This window comes from Acinetobacter sp. NBRC 110496 (assembly GCF_000876115.1).
In the GTDB taxonomy this organism is placed as follows: domain Bacteria; phylum Pseudomonadota; class Gammaproteobacteria; order Pseudomonadales; family Moraxellaceae; genus Acinetobacter.
The window spans coordinates 52,667-72,972 of sequence record NZ_BBTF01000012.1; the positions used below are offsets into that span (position 1 = coordinate 52,667).

Below are 20,306 nucleotides of genomic sequence, written 5' to 3' on the forward strand. Positions count from 1 at the left end.
CCAATGTTAATTGCGCTTTTTTGTTTTAACTGATCTGAGGGTATAAATTCTATATCATTGTCTGACAATTTTATTGCTTTTTAAGCCAATCAACCTAAAAATCTCACTCACATTCTCAATATGGACTAAAAACCCAGTTTTTCTATAATTAATATCAGCTAGTTAAGCTTTACTGTTTGAATTCACCATATATCTGAAAATATGTTCTTTCATCACGTTTTTATTGATACACATCACAAAAAATAATATTTTCATTAATTAAATCGCATTTAAATTCTCCTACTGAATCATTCAGTCCATCTATAGATGAGTCATAACATGGGTATTCATCAAGCTGTCAATATTGCAATTTTTGGGTTAAGCCTCAGAACCTTGAATGAGTTAAAGCAGCAGGTTCAAACGGCTGTGCCTGATCATATCCAAATCAACTGGAGCAATATTGCTGAACCACAACTTGATATCCTTATGATCAATCAAGTGTTTTTTGATTCACCCAATATCAAGAGCCTGCTCCAGAACAATAAGATCAATGTACTCAAAATTGCCAATGATGAAAATAAAAACAGCGCCATTGAAAATGACACTTTATTTTTACCACTCAATCATCTGCATCCTCTACATCACTGGCTCAGCTTCCATCTAAACGAACGTTTGAATCAGGGCCTAGAAAATATTGAAATTGAGTCAGCCCCAAGCTTTCATCGCAAGCAAATTAAAGAGGTCTTACAAGAAATCCAGAATCCTAAAAATGGTAAGATTCAATTGTTTGATAACCAAGGCTTAGTTGCGATTGCCGACCCACGCAATCAATGGCTATGGCAACACCCTGAATTCCACTCATTTCAAACGGATCCAAGCCTAAACTATACCTACGCCACGCAAAATGATCTGCATTGGACCCTAGATACGCCACAACAAGATTTACAACAGTGGCTCTGGCATTTACTCTGGACATCAATGGATTTTGAAGGCTTATGTCCCGCCTCTGCCTCCAGTTTTTATCTGCAATTCTCGCCTCAACCGAAGCATAAAGCAGATCGCCAAGATATCCTGCGGATGTCTGCCTGCTTTGCCCAAGGTGCACAAATCAGTACGGTTGCACAGCAACTTAAGCTACCTGAACAAAAAGTCAGACACTTTGTCGCTGCATGTTTAGGGGCAAATTGTGGAACACTGATTAAAGATCAACAGGCAAAATATCAACCCAAAGCATCACAAAGCGAGCCAGAGCAACATTTTATGAAAAAGTTGTTTGGCCGACTACGTCATCGTTTAGGCTTTTAATCAAGGACACACATATGATTCTACATCAATATAAAATTGTCTTTGGTGGCACTATGGGTTCAGGGAAATCCACAGCGATCAAAGCCCTATCTGAAATTGAAGTCCTCAGTACCGAAGCACTGAATACCGATACCGGATCGCATGACAAGTTACTGACCACTGTTGGGATTGATTATGGCGAATTGACTTTGGAGGATGGTGTCAAGGTTGGCCTCTATGGCACGCCAGGGCAAGATCGCTTTGATTTCATTTGGGCTGTAATCTGTAAAGGTGCGATCGGCACCATTGTGATGATTGACCATGCTGCCGAAAATCCGTTGCTGGATTTAGAGCAATATCTTCAGGCATTTCAGCCCTTTGGTCACAATATTGTGATCGCAATTACCCATATAGATCGTATGCCAGAACGCACCCTATCCATCTATCGCGAGTGGTTGGCCAGCAAAGAGCTCAATTACCCACTGTTCTTTATTGATGCACGTCAGCAAGATGATGTACTTCTTCTGGTCGAAACCTTGGTTGCTACCATTGAAGTACATTATGGACTCACCAGTTAAAAGAGCTTAGAACAAGCCTTTATAAATAAAATAGCTGCCTACGACCACCAATAGACCTGCAAAACATTTTTTTAGCATGGCGGGTGAGAGACGATGGGCTACTTTGGCGCCAAATTTTGCGGTGATAAAACTCATCACACTGATACCCAGAAAAGCATAAATATGCACATAACCAATCGTGTTCGGTACCTCAATTTGTTCTTTGGCACCAAACCACATAAAACCGATTGCTCCCGCAACTGCGATGGGTAAACCACAGGCTGCGGAGGTCGCCACTGCCTTTTGCATCACGACGCCATGTCGATTGAGATAAGGTACGGTGAGGCTACCCCCACCAATGCCAAAAATCGCGGATGCCACCCCAATACCGCCACCCGCGGCAAGTTGTAACGCTGCTGAAGGGAGATGACGATTGGGATCAACCACTGCACTCGCCCCTCTAAACATCTTATAAGCCATCCAAACAGCAAATACCCCAATCACTAACTGTAAATGCTGTCCTGACATTAAGTCCGCTACCCCCGCACCCAGAAATGAACCCAGCACCAATCCTGGTGCCAAATTACGAAACACAGGCCACAACACCGCCCCTTTTTTATGATGTGCCATCACCGAACTAATCGACGTCACAATAATGGTTGCCAATGATGTCCCAACTGCAATATGCATGATGACATTCGGTTCATAATGCATTTGAGTGAAGACAATATATAAAATCGGCACAATAATTAGGCCACCGCCCACACCAAATAGCCCCGCAGCAAATCCAGCAATTGCACCAATCAGCAAATATATGATTAACTCCATAAACACATGACCACTCTACTTGTAAAAATGATGGATGATTTCGCAACCCGCCAGCTGCAGCAATTATTGAACGCAAAAAATCAATCTCCAGAAGTGGTACTGCTTAAAACAACCACAACATCGACCAATGATGATATGCGTGAAATTGCGCAAAAAGGGATAACCACAGGATTGGTCTGTAGTGCACAGCAAACGCAAGGTCGTGGTCAGCACCAACGACAATGGGCCTCTCCTGAAGGCAACATTTATTTAAGCACACTGATTCAAACCAATACAGCACTGGATGGTCGCTTAGCGCTTGAAGTTGCGTTAAATATCTTACAGATGCCAAGCTTGCATGGCTTGAGCTTGCAGGTCAAATGGCCCAATGATTTATATAGCTCTCAGGGAAAATGGGGCGGAATCTTGGTAGAACCACTTTCACCCAATCAAGCCATTGTGGGGGTAGGAATGAATTTAAATACGCCACCTGTAGCAAATGCAGACCAACCGATCACTTCTTTAGCCATGCTCGGTCTCGCCCATGCAGATCGTTTAACCTTGATTGCGGAACTCTACACCGCCATTCAACAGGCAGCGCAGTGGTTTGAGCATGGCAGCTATAATCTCGCTGAACGTTTTAATCATCATGCGATTTGGCTCAATCAACAGGTCGAATTTGAACATGCTAAAGGGAAAGTTCAGGGAGTCTTTCAAGGGATCAACAATGATGGTGCAGTACTGATCAAAACTGACCAGAATCAACAGTTCTATCAAGGCCGTTTGCGCCTCGCATCGATTTGAGGAAATGGTGATTCTATGAAAAGTTTATGGCTGGATATTGGTAATACCCGCTTAAAATACTGGATTACGGCACATGATCAAGTGATTGAACATGCAGCCGAACTTCACCTGCAATCCCCCGCCGATTTATTACTGGGTTTGATTCAGCACTTTCGTCATCAAAACTTAAGTCGTGTCGGGATTTCGTCCGTTTTGGATTCGGAAAATAATCAACGTATTCACATGATTCTCGACATTTTGGATATTCCGATTATTTTTGCCAAAGTGCATGCCGAATATGCGGGTTTACATTGTGGCTATGATGTCCCAAGCCAGCTCGGGATTGACCGCTGGTTGCAAGTCTTGGCCATGGCAAAGCCAGATCAAAACTTTTGTGTGATTGGCTGTGGTACAGCATTAACGATTGATCTGGTCGAAGGATTGCAGCATTTAGGTGGTTATATCCTGCCAAATCTGTATTTACAAAGAGACTCGCTAATTCAAAATACCAAAGGCATCAAGATTCCAGACTCGGCTTTTGATAATTTAAAACCTGGCCACAATACTGTAGATGCGGTACATCACGGTATCTTGCTTGGCTTGATCAGTACGATTGATCAAATTATGCAACAGTCTCCTAAAACGCTGATTCTGACTGGTGGTGATGCTGCTTTATTTGCCAAGTTCCTCAGCCATTATCAGCCTCAAGTTGAATCCGACTTATTGCTCAAAGGCTTACGTCATTATGTTCAACTAAATTCTGCTTTCAACAAAGTTTGAACAACTTGCAATAATTGAGGGAACTCACTAAACCCATCCTCTGTACGAAAATGCCCAGCCTGAGCCACCTCAATCAGTTGGGCATTGAGTAAATTGGAAAATTTAAAGGTAAGTGGTACAGGAATGATCGGATCATTACTGGAAAAGAAAACCAGACGCCTTTGGATATTGGCACGCAATAAACCACTCTCAAAATGTGAATGCTCAATAAGACGATTAAACTCAGGATGTTTTAAAATAGGATCATGAAAACCGGCAATAAAAATACCAGCTTTCAAGGCATGCTGCTTGAGTCGTTTGGCCAGAAATCGAGCCACGGCTACACAAGATAAGCCATGTGCCACGACAATGCTGTGCTCATTCATCCCCTTTAACTGTGCCTCCAAGCAGGCTTGCCAAACTTCAGCTTCGGGATGATCGGCATCAGCAAGTAAAATACGTTCAACCGCAACCTCTTCACTTTTCAGTTGTTGTTCCAACCATACATACCAATGGTGTTCCGGATCAGCATTTTCACAATGCAGAATAAATACGCTATTCTTTGAATTATGTGACATATTTAACACTACTTTTTAATGTAAAACATAGACTTATTTTTAATTCTCTTCTTTTTAAAGCACCTTGAATGTTGATGTTTTGTATTAAATTCATACAACACTCTCGCATTAAAAAAGGCGCATCAAGCGCCTTTTTAGGAAGTATAGAACTTACTTTTTCTGGTCATTACTGCCAAATAAAGGTCCCATATTTCCGCCACCACCAAATTGCTTTTGCATATTACCCAATGACTTCAGCATTTTGCTCATGCCTGATGGATTAGCAAATTTCTTCATCATTTTTGCCATCTGCGCTTGTTGCTTGATCAACTTGTTGACCTCGGCAACATCCATCCCACAACCTGCTGCAATACGTTTTTTACGACTTGGGTTAATCAAATCAGGATTACGACGCTCTTTGATCGTCATCGACTGAATGATGGCTTCCATACGCTTCACTTGCTTTTCAGGATTGGCTTTTTCAATCGCATCCTGAATGCCCGCATTGCTCATACCAGGCAACTTATCCAAGAAGCCCATCATGCCGCCCATTTTGCTCATTTGCTCAAACTGCATCAGCATATCTTCAAAGTTGAAGGTTCCGCCTTTTTGCAATTTTTTCGCCATTTTTTCGGCTTTTTCTTTGTCGATTTTACGTTCAACTTCTTCGACCAAAGAAAGGACGTCACCCATCCCAAGAATACGTTGGGCAACACGATCAGGATGGAATGGCTCAAGTGCATCCAGTTTCTCGCCAATGCCCAAGAACTTGATTGGCTTGCCTGTGATGGCACGAACAGAAAGTGCCGCACCACCACGTGCATCACCATCAGTTTTGGTGAGGATCACACCTGTTAGTGCTAAAGCATCATTAAACGCTTTGGCTGTATTGGCAGCATCCTGACCCGTCATTGCATCAACAACGAATAAGGTTTCAGTTGGCTTCACCGCAGCATGTAATTCTTTGATCTCATCCATCATGTCTTCATCGACATGCAGACGGCCGGCTGTATCGACAATCAAGACATCTGCGAATTGGATTTTCGCTTGCTCAATGGCACGATTGACAATATCAATTGGCTTTTCAGTTGCTTCTGAAGGGATGAAACCAACACCAACTTCGTTCGATACGGTTTCTAACTGCTTAATCGCTGCCGGACGATATACATCGGCAGAAACAGTCATGACTTTTTTCTTTTGGCGTTCTTTTAAGAAACGCGCCAATTTTGCAGCCGTTGTGGTTTTACCCGCGCCCTGCAAACCTGCAAGCAATACAACCACAGGGGGTTTTGCGCTTAAATCAAGTGTTTCATTTGCCTCACCCATCATCTTGGTGAGTTCATCATAGACAATCTTTACAAATGCCTGACCAGGAGAAAGCTGAGTCATGACCTCTTGACCGAGCGCTTCTTCCTTAACCTTCGCGATAAATTCACGAGTTACAGGTAACGCCACATCGGCTTCAAGAAGAGCCATACGTACTTCACGTAGGGTATCTTTAATATTGTCTTCGGTCAGCTGCCCTGAGCCAGTAACATTTCTTAAACTCTGTGTGAGTCGTTCTGTTAAGGTATCAAACATTGCGAAATCCGCTTAAAATGGCTAGTTGCAAAAAAATCTTTCTTAAAATAGAAAATTTATGCATAAGATGCTATAGGATACTGTAGTTCGAAGCGAATTTATATCTTATATGGCGAATATTATTCATCCTCCTAAAAAAGGTTTGACATGATCAGTCTCCCCTTGGTTTACACAATTTTGGCACTCATCGCCTATACCAGTTCATTTTGGTATTTGTTTATTCACTTGATGTCAAAACGTACTCCAAATCTTTGGTGCTATGGTCTGATGGTTGGGTTAGGATTGATCCTACATAGTACTGTACTCTATCAAGACATGATGACAGCGCTTGGCGTGAATTATGATGTCTTTAACCTGATGTCATTTACCTCTGGATTGATGTTGGCGCTGAGTTTAATTTTGAGCCTGATTCGCCCAATTCTGCCATTGAACCTGATCGGAACACCTGTCGCAGCCTTTGGGTTAATTTTGGGTTTTGCCTTTAGCCAACCCAATCAAATTATTGAACAACATAGTTTTGGCCTAGATCTACACATCATTCTCTCCTTATCTGCTTATGCCGTGCTGTTAATGGCCACGATCCACGCCGTTTTGCTATGGTTTCAAGATCGGGAACTAAAAAAGAAACAAAAACGTCGTATTTGGGTCAATTTACTCCCGCCTTTTCAGGTGATGGAGTCTTTGCTTTTTGATCTGATCATCACTGGATTTGGTTTACTGACAGTAGCTCTGTTATTTGGTTTCTTTACTATTGATAACTTCTTCGCCCAGCATCTAGCCCACAAAACCGCCTTTAGTATTATTTCATGGTTCTTATATGGGGCATTATTGATTGGGCATTACAAATTTGGCTGGCGTGGCCGTAAAGCCATTCAATTTACTATTACGGGTTTTATCCTGCTCGCCATCGGCTTTATGGGCAGTAAATTTGTTTTGGAAATGATTTTAGGGCGTTAGTTTTTTCACATTCTAATAAAAACTAGACAGCCTATCTGAAAATGCGTATAACGCTGTTTTCGCTTCGCTAGGTAAAAATCGTGAAACTTGTACTCGCTCCGATGGAAGGTCTGACTGATCCGATCATGCGTGATGTGCTCACCCATGTTGGCAGTTTTGATTGGTGCGTGACTGAGTTTATCCGTATTACCGATAGCATCTTGCCAGATCATATTTATTATAGCTTTTGTCCTGAATTAAAAAATAAAGGTAGAACTGCTGCGGGTACGCCTGTACATGTACAATTCCTTGGCAATAATCCAGACATGTTAGCAGCCAATGCAGCCAAAGTGGTTGAACTGGGCGCACCAGCCATTGATCTTAATTTCGGTTGCCCTGCCAAAACAGTGAATCGCCATCGTGGTGGTTCTGTTCTGCTTGATGAACCTGAAACGATACATCTATTGGTGAAAGCCGTCCGAGATGCTGTACCTGCACATATTCCTGTTTCAGCTAAAATGCGTTTGGGCTATCTTGATGAAAATCATACCCTAGACAACGCCCATGCCATTGAAGATGCGGGTGCGAATTGGTTAACCGTACATGCACGCACCAAAGCCGATGGTTATACCCCGCCAGCCTATTGGGAAAAAATACAGCCGATTACCAAGGCATTGAATATCAATGTGATTGCTAACGGCGAGATCTGGAACAATGCCCATGCTAAGGCCTGTTTAGAGCAATCACATTGTCAAGATTTAATGATTGGACGCGGTGCAGTGACCACCCCTGATTTAACCTTGTGTATCCGTCAAAATATGGATCAGGCGTTGCTGTCTTGGCAGGATTTGGTGGAACTACAACTACGTTTCTTAAGTGGGCAATATAAAACTGAAATTGGTATGGTGGGTCGTTATAAACAATGGCTAGGTATGATGAGCAAAGCCTATCCGGAAGCACAAGCATTGTGGGCTCAGGTGAAAAAGATCAAACAACTCGAAGAAATCATCCAGTATTTGAAACAAAGTTAAGATTTTTAGTCACAGCCATATCCTTCAATAAAAAAGCGGCTTATGCCGCTTTAGAGTAAAAAATTACTGTCTCATTAACTTGTTATGCTACATTCCATTGACTCGGATTTTTAAATCCGTCACAGATGCATTGGTAAAACCAATATTCCCAATTGAGCTATTTTGTAAGCCATTAAAACGATATGCAGCATCAGATGTAGCCGGAATAGCTGCCGTATTACCAAACTGAATGTTATTCAGTTTTAAATCGACATTATCTGATTTTCCTTCATTTCCAAAAACCAGCGCCCCATCCCCTTGACCCACACTCGATTCACCAATAATTCCAGCATAGAATTTATCTAAACCAAATCCTGTTGGGTTTGAGGCTTTTAACTGAAAATTAAAACTTGCACCAACAGGGTTATTGATTCCATCATAACCAGAAACAAGCATCATATTACAGCCTGAACCAGCACCACAAATTGAATCAATTGCACCACCAAAACGTATCATTTTACCTTGTGGCGCGGCTCCCAATTGGATATTCATCTTTGGTTTATTACTTGCTAAGAATTTAACATTCAAGCCATTTTGGAGGCGTAATATTTCTTTTACACCACTCTTCAGTGTGCCTGGGTTCGTGTCGAAAATAGAACCTCTAAGATAATTTGATCCAACCAAACTGGATAAAACACCTGTGCTATCACTGGCCGCATAAACAGATAAAGGAGAAATCACAAATTCATCTACATTCCCAAATGACAAGGCAATATTGGCAAATGCACCACCTGTACCTGTCCCCTTATCAGTATCGATAACCGCTTTTAAATTTAAATCGCTTGCAGCCCCAACTGCTTTGAATGTGATGTTCGGATTGGACACAGTGGTATTTGGACTTTGTCCAAATACCAGACCAGCGCGCCCACGATATTCAGTCGCCGCAGCATTTTTAGTATCCCAGCCATCACTATCGATCACTGAGATTTGTTTAAACTCAATTTTTGAAACATTAACACCAATATTCAAACCATCCTGTCCCGTTGCACTAGATAGGCTTTGGTCATCAAGCGGTTGCATCGCCATTGCAAATGGCGTCAATAACAGCGACAAACATCCAATTATTTTATTCATCATGCCTATCCTTAGTTTCGAGGAATAATTCCAAGCTGCCCTGTTATACGACCACCTGTGAACACAGCCTCACCTAGGCGTTGCGGTGCACTTGTTGCTGATGGTGGATAGAAGTTAATATCCCGAACCCGTAACACACCATCAATTTTATCTTGGGCAGTTCCCGTTCCCGTAGTTCCAGCAGGGTTAAGGGTTAAACCGGCTTTAAATGACACCATGCCGTCACATCCCGCAGTAGGACATGCAGTTCTTGTATCTGGTGCAATAATAATCGCATTGTTGAATGCAACCTTACCATCAATATTGTCAAAGCCAACTGTTGATCCATCCAGAGGATCGCTCAACTGAATCGCACTTTTTCCACCATCTTTTACCGCTTTTAATTCTAATTCACCGACAACACTTAAACGACTTCCATCTGTCGTTGTATATTCACTATTGGGAATCAGGGAAAGATCAATTTTTTTACCATCTAAACGCAGTTTAGTAGAAAGTAACACGTCATTATTATTCGAGAAATCAGCCGATGAAGCTAAGGCTGCCGTAGATGTACCAGCATACCTTGCACCTGGTAAATAACCACCTGCGATTTGTGCAGATAAAATAATTAATATATCTTTTAAACTTGCGTTAAAACTACCATTTTCAAGGCCCAGTGTCCCTGTTCCTTTCAACAACATATCAATATTACGTAAGCCCATATAACGAACAGAGTTTGTATCGGCATTATCCAATAATAAAATTGAAGTTGTTTTTTGCTTGGTGGTATCTGTACTACCATTCATACCTGTGGTACTCATGGCAAGAGAGAAACCTAGACGTTCAGAACCAGCAACAACAGTATAACGATTACCATTCAAATCATAATAATAGGCATCTGAAGGGGCTGTTGTACCATACATGGCCAGATTGGCATTCAGATCATAAAATGGTAAGGCCAAACCCCATGTATTTCCAGCAGTGTCATTAATCTTCGGAATTGTTGTGTTCACTGTTCTAGCACTATTGGTAAATCGTCCACTTCGTGAAAACGCCTGAAATTCAGCACCGCGAATAGCGGCAAGAATTGCATATGGATTTTGATCCGTTATGCCATTATGAATGCTCTGCACATAATCCGCATCGGTTGTAAGCATTGTTGAGGTAGAACCATTCCAATACCGACTGGTTTGTAAAGCCTTATTCGCAGGCAACAAAACAGTTTTGGTATCGACCAAATTTAAATAAACATTACCAGTATCAAATGAACCACGATTTTGCAGGTTCAGTCCTGTCAGTTCTCCAAACTCAAAACCATAGGTATTAAAGCCAGCTCCACCAATTTCCAAAGTGGTCGCCTTAGAATTATCCCCTTCCAGCATCGGATCATTCTTTTTGGTAAAATCCGCTCGCATACGGAAAGCAATACCCGTATCCCCGATGATATTTTGTGAACCAGTAGCACTAACCGCATTATTGGCTTTACCTAGAATATTGGTATTGTCAGGATTACCATATTGATTCGCAGGCACATTGTAAACAGGATCTGTCCGTAATGTCCCGTTATTCACACCACTATCAAAGCTGTTGGAGTTTGTTCCTCTCACCTGTACTGAGCCATTGACCATACGGCCACTTGCACCGAGACGAATAAGACCTTTTGCAGTGTCTGACGTCAGTTGCCCATTCAGTGGCGTTTTTGTTGCATCTACTGAATAAGGGGTGTTAGCGTTGACATTCTTATTGAGCATAAACTCAAGATTTAAACCCGCATTACTTGCCGTAGCGGAATAGGTATTTCCTGTAATTGTTCCAGCATTGGCAGGGTCTGTGACTCGGGTAAAATCAACATAACCATACGTTGAATTTGGTTTGGTACTTGTTGCGGTATTTACCGAGCCATCTGCATTATAGTTAATCACAGCATTGGGAGCATTAGCAGCATTGGTTCTCACAATAAAACCGTCTGTGCCATCTATATACATCACGCCTTTAGCGGCGAAATTAAAATTGAAATTCTTCAGAATCAACTGATTAAGAATTTGGCTGGTTGATGGTCCAGTCTTTTGACCTAAATAGATGTTCGCATTTCTTGAACTAAAGACTAGCTCACTCTGGCCATCTTTACTAAACAGGCCATCTCTTGTTTTAAAGCTGATACTGGTGTCTGAGTTGGTTTGTACAGCAATATCTCCCACGGGACTACCACATACCGTTGTATCACAGACTTTGAACTTATTCATACTGATCAACACAGGTGCAACTTTTAAATTAAAATCCAGACCTGTCTTACCAGCTTGACTACCACTATTCAGTTTAATATCGACATTAGGATTTACTGTAGGTGTTGACGTATGCGATTGGATTTTAAAATTTTCCCCTTCAGCACGCAAAGTCGTATCCGTTGTTTTTCCTGCACTGCCTCGTCCAGCATTATCTTGCCAGAAGAATGTCCCGACATTCACTTCTTTAAAGTCTAAATTGACATGCAGGCCATCTTGGCCATTGACATTACTTAGAGATCTGTCATCAAGTTCTTGCAAGGCATATGCAGAATGGCTAATCAATAGCAGACTTGTTGCAAGTGCATTCAGTACAAAGCATTCCTTATGCAGCTTTTGATTATTTTTTTTCATAGCTCAATCCTTTGAAACCGATAAATTTAACAACGTGCATGATTACTACAAGCAAAAATCTGAACTTTGCCTTCCATTGCAAGGTTGCCATTCATTTTCAATCCCATAAAACCGGTTTCTTTATTGGTATCATAATTATTTGCAGTTGTGCCTGTTGCACCAGTACTTTGTGGGACTGCACTATAAGTTGCTGTTTTTAAAAAACCATAATCTTGCGGATTGCTACTGGTTTCCTCGACTAGTTTTCCTGATGCATCAAAATAAGATAGAACCTTATCCTGTTCTATCGACAAAGCATTAAAACCGAAATCACGAATTTGAATCGGTTTAGTCGGATCAAATGAAAACTGCATTGCAGGTTTAATCATTGAACCAGACGCTGCTCCATTTACATACTTGGTATAATTTAAATCAATCCCCTCTAGACCAATTTTTTGGATATTCAAGGTCCCTTGCAAGCCTTTAAATACCACCCACAATTTACGTGCTTTGTTTGTACTGGTTGGATCACTTGCCGCTAAAGACCAAACATCAGCTGAATCACCCGACTGAAATTGAACAAAACGTTTATTTACAGAAACGGCTAAGCGGCAATATTCCAAATTTGTACAGTTAAAGGTCGGTGTTGTACCAGTCAACAAGGCATTATCTGTGAGTACATCATGATTTAAAGAAACCTTTAAGGATAAGTCTGCTCCACCCTGTCCTCGTATAGACTGAAGTGTTTCATTATCTAAAGCTTGTAATTCGGCATAAGATAAGCTTGAGGTTAACGATAAGAGCAAAACAAGTATTTTTTTCATGTATATGCTCCTATAGCCCTGTCGTTGTAATTTTTAGATGCTGAATAAGTAGACCATCAATGACTGCCGAACCCATATTGTTATTTGGAATTGTTGGGGTTGGTGCAGTGTTGGTTGTTGGAATTACAGCACCTGTTGTTCCATTGGATGATCCAATAAAACTGTCTAAAATCGGATTAGCTGTGGTACGCCACGCCCCACTATTTAAATTGCTATCCGACCATGTCCGGTTACCAACAGTGGCATATTTTGGTGTTGAAGTATCAGTAGCAGTCCTATTACAATTTGATGCACCACCCATACAACTATCTACGCCAGTCGGAGTAGTAGTCCACACATTTCCATTCACTAATGTGCCAGAACTATTATAGTATTGCCATTGATATAAATAACCAGTTGTATCGTTTACGCTATTACAAGTCCCCCATGAACTACCCGTACATCTACTACTGGTGAGCCAAGTAGAGGTATTCATTTCACGTTGTGCATAACGGATCTGTGTTGCGGTATTGGTTGTGACATTACTCAGTATACCCGCTGGATTTTGCATATTCCCAAAAGAAATACCGACAGCATCATCAACGCCAGCAGTTCCTTTATAAGCCTGTAAAGTTTTACCACCATCACCGCTATAAACAGAACCTAGGCTAATACTACTATGCGTTGCCAGCTTCTTGCCTGAAAGTGCCGAGGTCGAATAATCGATACGTGCTGAACCACCCTGATAACCTGCGATGTCAGAAGTACCACATTGATAGACATTACAGGTTGAACCTAAGTAAGACGGATCCGCGCCTGTATAATCGGTATAGATCTTCTTATAAACTGCAGGATTATTTGGAATACGAGCAATTTCCAGACTAAAGTTTCGGCCATTCGAGCCTAGAATAACAGGTTGGTATAAGCCACCTAATACCAGGTTGATATTCGGGTTATAAATAAATATGCCTTCATTGGCATCAAAACTGGGTGCTGTTGCGCCACTTGACAATGCGGGTGTTTCCAGACATTTAGCAGGATTGGTCGAACAGTCGTAAGCTGACGTTTCTCGTGTACTGAGTCTTAAAACACTGTTAGTAGGCACATTCCACACGCGTTTGATTTGCTGAGTATCTGTTCGAGTCTGCTTTTGAACAATAAACTTACATCCTGCAGATGTGCTGTCAAACGAACCTGTTCCCGTATTACCACAACTGCCTGTCGCAGCTGTTTTCGATGTTCCTAAGGTTGCATCCTGTCCATTATGAATGGTCGTCCATGCCGATGTCGTTCCAATACTTCCCAATTGGGTATCGGTATATGTCGCTTTTAGGTTCGCACCATCCCCACTGTTGATACGAATAACGCCTGCGAGGCCTAAAGTATTATTATAAAAAGAGCTCATACCATTGGCATTACTTGAACCTGCTAGAGTCTGAAAGACTTGCAAGTTACTACCATTGATACTAAAACCATTCATAATTGCCTGTAATCTTAGGCGATTTGCACGATTTGGATCACTGGTACTAAATAATTCACCCAAATTAAATTGATCAGCAGCGCCATCAGATTTACTTTGGTCACGAACAAAAGCATCTGCCCAGAAAGCAAGCTTTAAATTATAGGCATCGACCCCAGTTTTAGTGCCTGTTTCATATAACGGCGCTTCTAGATTCAGATAGGTAACAGCCCCATCAACGCCAGAAAAGTTGGGTACATTTGCTGCTGTTTTTGCTTTTAGTACCCATGGATTCTCAGCTGTTCCCCAACTTGCTATCTGGGGCGAAACTGAATCAAAACGACTATTTGTGTCATTACTATTATTTTTCGATAAAGCAAGACCATATAAATAAATATCAGCCTTACCTACTGAATGGTCAGATCCATTCACAACACCATCTTTATTGGTATCCTGAGCAAGTGACGTCAGACCACCAACAGGCAGGTAATGGATATAACCCGTATCTTTACTACGATCATTCAGCAAAGCAGTGTTGGTTTCGTTCCCCGTATTTGCACCACGAAAAATAAAATCAAAATTGGTGGGTAAAATCGCAATCCCTTCACCTGTTGTCTGGCTTAGAGCTTCATCTGAAATTTCCTGCAATGCAAAAGCGTATCGGCTTAAACATAAGCCAATCAACGTTGCTAAAACAGTTCGTTTAAATGATACCGTATGAAATGTCGTCATCTTGACCTTCCTGTTACACGATGCTCCGCACCAGTATTATTTTTCTAAATCTTGCTGAGTGACTTCCTACTGCGAAAAATCACAGTCAAAGATATGCTTCCAAGCACCACTCCAAACTTAGGCCAAATCCACCTAGTCAATCTCAGTTTTTATTATGCCTACTATTTACGCAAATGCAAAAAAAACCCGTTAAAAGTTACATTTTTCCGATGTATGAAAATAAATATAACTTTGCCCTGAACACATGCAACAAATCACAGTGCTAACTGTTGCTTTATTTCCTGCAAATACTTCGCTAATTTCTGCTTTTTTTCTGGTGACAATGCATAGAGTTCCGCCGAAGTCGCTTCAGGCTTGATGACCCCAACCCCAGCCCCCACAGCAAACCAGCTGGCAGCACTAAACATCGACATCCCTCCCATACTATGTTCTACAAAATCAATATCTCGTGGTGTCCGATGTAGCCAGCATTTTTTTAGTTCTTGATAGCTTTCTGACTGTGGTACGGTCAGCATATATTGCCAAAATGGGGTGTCTGACCGTCCAGTATCATAATGCATACGAATAAAATCACGTATACCCTGCCAATATTGGGCATTTTGCTGGTTATAAAAATCTATATTCTGCTGTGAAATCACCCCATGATTTTCTTGAATAAATGAGATCAACAACGCTAACTGACTGAGCATCTGGCCAATTGACGTTGCCTCCAATGGTTCAATAAAACCCGATGCCAAACCAATAGCTACGACATTTTTGATCCAGACCTCTTGAAAATAGCCTGCCTCAAATGCGATAGGTTTAACCGGATTGATTGAATAGCCCAACCATTGCTCAACTTCCTGCTGCGCTTGCTGATCTGTAATGAATTGATCATGATAGACATAGCCCGCACCTATCCGTTCTTGTAGTGGAATCTGCCATACCCAGCCCGAACTCAAGGCAGTCGCTCTTGTCACCAACTCAATTTTATTCTTATGCGGTAAATGAAAAGGTAAAGCTCTATTCATCGGTAAAATGTCAGCAAAAGAGCACCAATAACTTTGGTATTTTTTCCCGATCAAGAGTTTTGAAAATCCAGAGGCATCAATGACAAAGTCACAACTAATCTTCTGATCTATGCATTGAATTGCAGAGACATAGCCTGTTGCAGGGTCGAGTTCAAAATCCTCTATTTTATTTTCAATATGAACTATCCCTCTAGATAGAGCAATTTTCTTTAGATATTGACCAACCCGAAAAGTATCAAAATGCAGCGAAGCTCCAAAATTATTTTTTCCTTCTAATAAAATCTGTAAAACCTCCTGAAAAGGTTTACGATCTTCACTAAATTGATAAGATGCCATATAGCGACTAACATCTATGCCATGATTAAATAGTCCAGATAAATAAGGATTAAATCCAAATTCATTCCATGCAAAGTCTTCTGTTGGAAGCGGAAAAAGATGGTAGTAATAGTCATCTTCTTTACCCGTTCGCCAACGTTCATAGCGAAACCCCAATTTAAGTGTAGCCCCTGTTTTATCTATAAAATCCTTTAAATCAATCTCTAAATCACGCAATACCGTCAGTAAATTGAGTACCCCACCTTCACCCACACCAACAATCGGAATCTCTGGCGCGGAAATAACCATTACCTCAACAGATGGGCCAAACACCTGCCTAAGCTGCAAGGCTGCAAACCAACCTGCTGTCCCACCTCCCACAACCGCGACTCGATTTAATCCTCTTAAATTTAGCATCAGACTTCCCTTCAATATAAATAAAAAGTGGAAGCTTATAACTTCCACTTAAATTCCATTTTAAATAGTTCAATTTTGCATAGACATTAACAGAATGATAATGAGCCATAGCAGTTTGAAACAACCTTTTGGTTGTTTAACTGCTGATTTTGTAGTGTTAAAGTTGCAGGATTGGTTGTTGTATATGCCCCTAAATCAATATTAATTTGTTGCACGATTGGTGCTCCGGTTAAAGCTCCAATCGCCGATCCAAAACTAACATATGTATATGGAGACGTTTTCAATTGATCGGATGCCATTTTTGCAACTTGCGGCAGCACCGAACTGATATCTACAGGATTAGTCACATTTAATTTACCTAACTGTACTGGCTCGGCAAAAGACATCCACCATCCAGGTTGCGCTACATCCGTTCCACTGCTCATCGCATTCAAATTATTGATTCCCTGATCAGAGGTAGCAACAGTTGCACCAGGCCAAAGAAGTTGTTGGTTTTGCAAAGATAAATATCCACCTGTCCCTGTAAGTGGTATGTTATGAATCATACTCAGTGCTTGGTTAAAAGTAATATTCATTTTCAAGTTGGTAATGCTTGAGTTATTTGCCATTTTAAATATGGTATTGGGTACTGCGGCGGTGATCAGCCCACAAAGTCCTGAACCTGGGGCATTACACCCTAAATCAACATATAATTGATCATTTCCCCAAGTTGTGTTTCCAGAACCACAAGCTAAATTTGTCCCCGTAATATTTCCTGAACATCCTGTTTGTGGCGCAATTGGAATAATCGGAATATTCGCCATAATATTTTGTACATTAGCTTGAGTTTGTCTCACACCATTAATACTAAAGGAAGGAAGTGTAAATGGAACGGTCATACTTGGAATTGTAATCCCGGTTGTTTTACTATTAGACGGGTCACTCACAAATGATGCATTACCTAAACCAGAAATATTTGCATAGCCGCTAAGTGACTGATTACTAGCTCCTTTACCAAAAGTTGCAGCTTGAGTCACTGCAGTACCTGTGGTGCTGGCAATTTGCATAAAACCGCTTAAACTTTGGATTCCATCTGTTGTCGATGGAGTCGCACTATTGTTTGTTCCGGCAGTCAATAAACCACTAATAGCGGCAGCTCCTAACTGTAAACCAACCACTTGTCGTGTTGAAGCAGAATTCGGATTCTGGATAGCAAATTGAATAAAAGGGTTTGTAATTGTCGCATCTGTAGATGCACGGCTATTAAAAATAGGACTACCATTTGCATCATAACTATCAGGCAAACCACTTAAAGAAAGATTCTTAATATCAATATCACAATTAGCAGCACCGTTCATGCCGCCACAACCTAACTGTAAATTTTTAATATTTGCATTAAGTTCAACTTTGGCTTCCATACCTAATTTATAAAAGCCAATATTATTGGAACCAGCAATATTTTTCATTAAATTAGCATTGTCCGTAGGTGCGATATAAGACAGACTCATTAAAGCCTGACCTGTAGTCGCTGAAAGTTCGCTATCTGACATTGACTGCAAAGTGGTAGAACTCGCATATGCAGAATTTACACACAACCCCATAGTTCCCAAAAGAACCATAGATAAATATCTATTTTTCATTATAAAAATCCTTTTAGATTCTAAAATTTAAAGTGAAATACTTATCTCCATGAACTCCACTTATAGACAAATAAGGTTAATGAGCTAACCACATGCCATATTACGCTTTCCAATATAAACTCAAAAATTGTTAAATAATAGACAATATCCGATAAAAATGGCCTATAAAGTTATAAGTGACATTCAATAATGAACCAAACAGTAAAATTTTCAGATAGAGAGTTTCCATCTACATAAAAAAAAGACAGCTTATGCTGTCTTTTCAAAAAGAAAGAGAATTAACAAAATGTTAAACTGCCATAACAGTTTGTTGGAATAGATTGGTTTTTAAGCTGTTGATTTTGAAGAGTTAGTGTTGCAGTGCTGGTGCCCACTGGTATGGTTAAGCTTTTAACAATTGGATTATTCGTTAAGGCCCCCGCCGCATCGGCTAAATTAATATTGATTGGGTCGCCTGCATATAAAGCCTGAGTAACAAATGTAGAAACCTGAGGTAAGACGCCACTAATATCAACTTGTTGTGATGCTTTTAGATATCCTAATTGTACTGGCTCAGCAAATGACATCCACCAACCTTTTTGCGCAATATCATCGGCATTTGCACCTGGCCATTGCAAAGCTTGTTTTTGCAAAGCCAAGTATCCACCCGTTCCTTTTAAAGGTATGTTATGAATCATACTCAATGCTTGTTCAAAGGTAATGTCTATATTTAAGTTAGTTAGTTTTGAATCTGCTCCCATTTTAAACTTCGCATTACTAACAAGGCAGATCAAAAGAGCAACACAGTCCGTCTGAGCCAAATTGGCAGCATTATAACCAGAACCACTTGCCTTTCTAAGACTGACATATAACTGATCATTGTCATAATTAACAGTACATGCCGCTCGAGTATCACCAGCAACACAATTTGATGCTTTTGCAATTGGAATTTCAGGAATCGTTGCGCTTACATTTGGCGCAACCGCTTTTGTTTGTCGATTACCATTGACGGTAAATGCTGGTAAAGTAAATCCGACATTCATACTTGGAACCGTAATACCCGTCGTATTACTATCAGCAGGTAAACTAGCAAAATCTCTACGGCCCCACAGTACGACATCCAATTTCCCCGCAATTGATTGGCACGCCGTTGGACCACTAATTCCAGGCAAACAGTTTGAATCACTCTTTCCGAATGTAGCTGCTTTTGTCCAGACATCACCTGTCGTACCTGCGATTTGCATATAGCCACTCAAGCTTTGTATCCCATCTGTTGACGATGGGGTTGCTGCATTTGCAATACCCGCTGTTAATAATGCATTAATTTTTTCGGCACTGAGTCTTAAGCCAACAAACTCTCGGGTTGAAGCACTATTTGGATTTTTAATCGCAAACTCAATAAATGGATTGGTAATTTCCGCACTAGTCGATGCACGTCCATTATTAAAAGTTGGGCTTCCTTCGTTCGGATTTGTAGAACCACTCACGACACCATCATTTAAGCCGCTCAGTGATAAATTTTTAATATCAATATCACAGCCGCCAGTGCCATTTGTACCACCACAGCCAAGTTGTAGATTTCGGATATTGGCATTTAATTCCAGTTTTGCTTCTAACCCCAATTTATAGAATCCTACACTTTGTTCGCCACCTGCACGTTGCCTTTCCAAATTGGCTGTATCATTAGGTGCTATATAAGACAGACTCATTAGTGCCTGGCCTGTAGTCGCAGACATTTCACTATCGGACATAGAATATAAAGTTGCAGAGTTGGCATATGTAAAATTCGCACAAGAACTAAACATTCCTAAAAAGGCCATTGATAAATATCTATTTTTCATTATAAAATTCCTTTTCAGTTTTTTAAAATTAAAATAATTATCCTTGTTAAATTTACTTATAGACAAAATATTAGCGAACTAACCCTGTGTCCTATGTCTCGTGTCAATATAAAGCTATTTTTTGTTAAATAATAGGCAATTTCCGACAAA

The 20,306-nt window shown here is 40.8% G+C and carries 16 protein-coding genes; 6 read left to right on the forward strand and 10 right to left on the reverse strand.

What is annotated here, in order from left to right; genetic code table 11:
- Window positions 1-318: 318 nt before the first annotated feature.
- Both Aba26S_RS08280 and Aba26S_RS08285 read left to right on the forward strand, forming a co-directional pair.
- On the forward strand, window positions 319-1,284 hold the full coding sequence (locus tag Aba26S_RS08280; protein ID WP_043971271.1) for a hypothetical protein: 966 nt from the start codon (window positions 319-321) through the stop codon (window positions 1,282-1,284).
- Window positions 1,285-1,298: 14 nt separating this feature from the next.
- Complete coding sequence (locus tag Aba26S_RS08285; RefSeq protein WP_005239359.1) at window positions 1,299-1,841, forward strand: ATP/GTP-binding protein; 543 nt, start codon at window positions 1,299-1,301, stop codon at window positions 1,839-1,841.
- 6 nt (window positions 1,842-1,847) lie between these two features.
- On the opposite strand, the gene Aba26S_RS08290 is transcribed toward Aba26S_RS08285, so the two are convergent.
- Window positions 1,848-2,648, reverse strand: coding sequence for a sulfite exporter TauE/SafE family protein (locus Aba26S_RS08290; RefSeq protein ID WP_043971338.1), 801 nt, complete (start codon window positions 2,646-2,648; stop codon window positions 1,848-1,850).
- A gap of 6 nt (window positions 2,649-2,654) precedes the next feature.
- Here Aba26S_RS08290 and Aba26S_RS08295 point away from each other — a divergent pair, with 6 nt between their 5' ends.
- On the forward strand, window positions 2,655-3,431 hold the full coding sequence (locus tag Aba26S_RS08295) for a biotin--[acetyl-CoA-carboxylase] ligase (RefSeq protein WP_043971274.1): 777 nt from the start codon (window positions 2,655-2,657) through the stop codon (window positions 3,429-3,431).
- A 15-nt stretch (window positions 3,432-3,446) separates the two neighbouring features.
- Complete coding sequence (locus tag Aba26S_RS08300; protein ID WP_005239364.1) at window positions 3,447-4,190, forward strand: pantothenate kinase; 744 nt, start codon at window positions 3,447-3,449, stop codon at window positions 4,188-4,190.
- Here the strand turns inward: Aba26S_RS08300 and Aba26S_RS08305 are convergent.
- The gene (locus tag Aba26S_RS08305) at window positions 4,160-4,747 is read right to left on the reverse strand and encodes an alpha/beta hydrolase (protein ID WP_043971276.1); all 588 of its coding nucleotides are present in this window, start codon (window positions 4,745-4,747) and stop codon (window positions 4,160-4,162) included. The two genes, Aba26S_RS08300 and Aba26S_RS08305, sit on opposite strands and share 31 nt — an antisense overlap.
- A gap of 150 nt (window positions 4,748-4,897) precedes the next feature.
- Entirely contained in the window at window positions 4,898-6,307 is a 1,410-nt protein-coding gene (ffh, locus tag Aba26S_RS08310) for a signal recognition particle protein (protein WP_005239368.1), read from the reverse strand.
- A 147-nt stretch (window positions 6,308-6,454) separates the two neighbouring features.
- On the opposite strand from ffh, the gene Aba26S_RS08315 reads away from it, so the two are divergent.
- Both Aba26S_RS08315 and Aba26S_RS08320 read left to right on the forward strand, forming a co-directional pair.
- Window positions 6,455-7,264, forward strand: coding sequence for an inner membrane protein YpjD (locus tag Aba26S_RS08315; protein ID WP_005239370.1), 810 nt, complete (start codon window positions 6,455-6,457; stop codon window positions 7,262-7,264).
- 80 nt (window positions 7,265-7,344) lie between these two features.
- Entirely contained in the window at window positions 7,345-8,274 is a 930-nt protein-coding gene (locus Aba26S_RS08320; RefSeq protein WP_043971280.1) for a tRNA-dihydrouridine synthase, read from the forward strand.
- A gap of 87 nt (window positions 8,275-8,361) precedes the next feature.
- Here the strand turns inward: Aba26S_RS08320 and Aba26S_RS08325 are convergent, their stop codons facing one another.
- From Aba26S_RS08325 to Aba26S_RS08355, 7 genes are all read right to left on the reverse strand, one after another.
- Window positions 8,362-9,390, reverse strand: a complete 1,029-nt coding sequence (locus tag Aba26S_RS08325; RefSeq protein WP_043971283.1) for a DUF6160 family protein — start codon at window positions 9,388-9,390, stop codon at window positions 8,362-8,364.
- An 8-nt stretch (window positions 9,391-9,398) separates the two neighbouring features.
- On the reverse strand, window positions 9,399-12,002 hold the full coding sequence (locus tag Aba26S_RS08330) for a DUF6160 family protein (RefSeq protein WP_043971286.1): 2,604 nt from the start codon (window positions 12,000-12,002) through the stop codon (window positions 9,399-9,401).
- Between the two features lie 26 nt (window positions 12,003-12,028).
- Complete coding sequence (locus Aba26S_RS08335; RefSeq protein WP_005239379.1) at window positions 12,029-12,805, reverse strand: DUF6160 family protein; 777 nt, start codon at window positions 12,803-12,805, stop codon at window positions 12,029-12,031.
- A gap of 10 nt (window positions 12,806-12,815) precedes the next feature.
- Window positions 12,816-14,975 (reverse strand): hypothetical protein, encoded by a 2,160-nt coding sequence (locus Aba26S_RS08340; protein WP_043971289.1) that lies wholly within the window; start codon window positions 14,973-14,975, stop codon window positions 12,816-12,818.
- A gap of 254 nt (window positions 14,976-15,229) precedes the next feature.
- Window positions 15,230-16,717 (reverse strand): tryptophan halogenase family protein, encoded by a 1,488-nt coding sequence (locus tag Aba26S_RS08345; RefSeq protein WP_043971291.1) that lies wholly within the window; start codon window positions 16,715-16,717, stop codon window positions 15,230-15,232.
- 86 nt (window positions 16,718-16,803) lie between these two features.
- Window positions 16,804-18,336 (reverse strand): hypothetical protein, encoded by a 1,533-nt coding sequence (locus Aba26S_RS08350; protein ID WP_005239385.1) that lies wholly within the window; start codon window positions 18,334-18,336, stop codon window positions 16,804-16,806.
- 278 nt (window positions 18,337-18,614) lie between these two features.
- On the reverse strand, window positions 18,615-20,156 hold the full coding sequence (locus Aba26S_RS08355; protein ID WP_043971295.1) for a hypothetical protein: 1,542 nt from the start codon (window positions 20,154-20,156) through the stop codon (window positions 18,615-18,617).
- Between the last annotated feature and the right edge of the window lie 150 nt (window positions 20,157-20,306).

Excerpts from the sequence above, each read along its gene's own strand:
- Aba26S_RS08350 (WP_005239385.1), bottom strand. The coding sequence starts at position 18,336 with ATGAAAAATAGATATTTATCTATGGTTCTTTTGGGAACTATGGGGTTG.
- Aba26S_RS08335 (WP_005239379.1), bottom strand. The coding sequence starts at position 12,805 with ATGAAAAAAATACTTGTTTTGCTCTTATCGTTAACCTCAAGCTTATCT.
- Aba26S_RS08285 (WP_005239359.1), top strand. The coding sequence starts at position 1,299 with ATGATTCTACATCAATATAAAATTGTCTTTGGTGGCACTATGGGTTCA.
- Aba26S_RS08280 (WP_043971271.1), top strand. The coding sequence starts at position 319 with ATGGGTATTCATCAAGCTGTCAATATTGCAATTTTTGGGTTAAGCCTC.
- Aba26S_RS08290 (WP_043971338.1), bottom strand. The coding sequence starts at position 2,648 with ATGGAGTTAATCATATATTTGCTGATTGGTGCAATTGCTGGATTTGCT.
- Aba26S_RS08295 (WP_043971274.1), top strand. The coding sequence starts at position 2,655 with ATGACCACTCTACTTGTAAAAATGATGGATGATTTCGCAACCCGCCAG.
- Aba26S_RS08330 (WP_043971286.1), bottom strand. The coding sequence starts at position 12,002 with ATGAAAAAAAATAATCAAAAGCTGCATAAGGAATGCTTTGTACTGAAT.
- Aba26S_RS08305 (WP_043971276.1), bottom strand. The coding sequence starts at position 4,747 with ATGTCACATAATTCAAAGAATAGCGTATTTATTCTGCATTGTGAAAAT.
- Aba26S_RS08300 (WP_005239364.1), top strand. The coding sequence starts at position 3,447 with ATGAAAAGTTTATGGCTGGATATTGGTAATACCCGCTTAAAATACTGG.
- Aba26S_RS08325 (WP_043971283.1), bottom strand. The coding sequence starts at position 9,390 with ATGATGAATAAAATAATTGGATGTTTGTCGCTGTTATTGACGCCATTT.
- Aba26S_RS08355 (WP_043971295.1), bottom strand. The coding sequence starts at position 20,156 with ATGAAAAATAGATATTTATCAATGGCCTTTTTAGGAATGTTTAGTTCT.
- Aba26S_RS08345 (WP_043971291.1), bottom strand. The coding sequence starts at position 16,717 with ATGCTAAATTTAAGAGGATTAAATCGAGTCGCGGTTGTGGGAGGTGGG.
- ffh (WP_005239368.1), bottom strand. The coding sequence starts at position 6,307 with ATGTTTGATACCTTAACAGAACGACTCACACAGAGTTTAAGAAATGTT.
- Aba26S_RS08340 (WP_043971289.1), bottom strand. The coding sequence starts at position 14,975 with ATGACGACATTTCATACGGTATCATTTAAACGAACTGTTTTAGCAACG.
- Aba26S_RS08315 (WP_005239370.1), top strand. The coding sequence starts at position 6,455 with ATGATCAGTCTCCCCTTGGTTTACACAATTTTGGCACTCATCGCCTAT.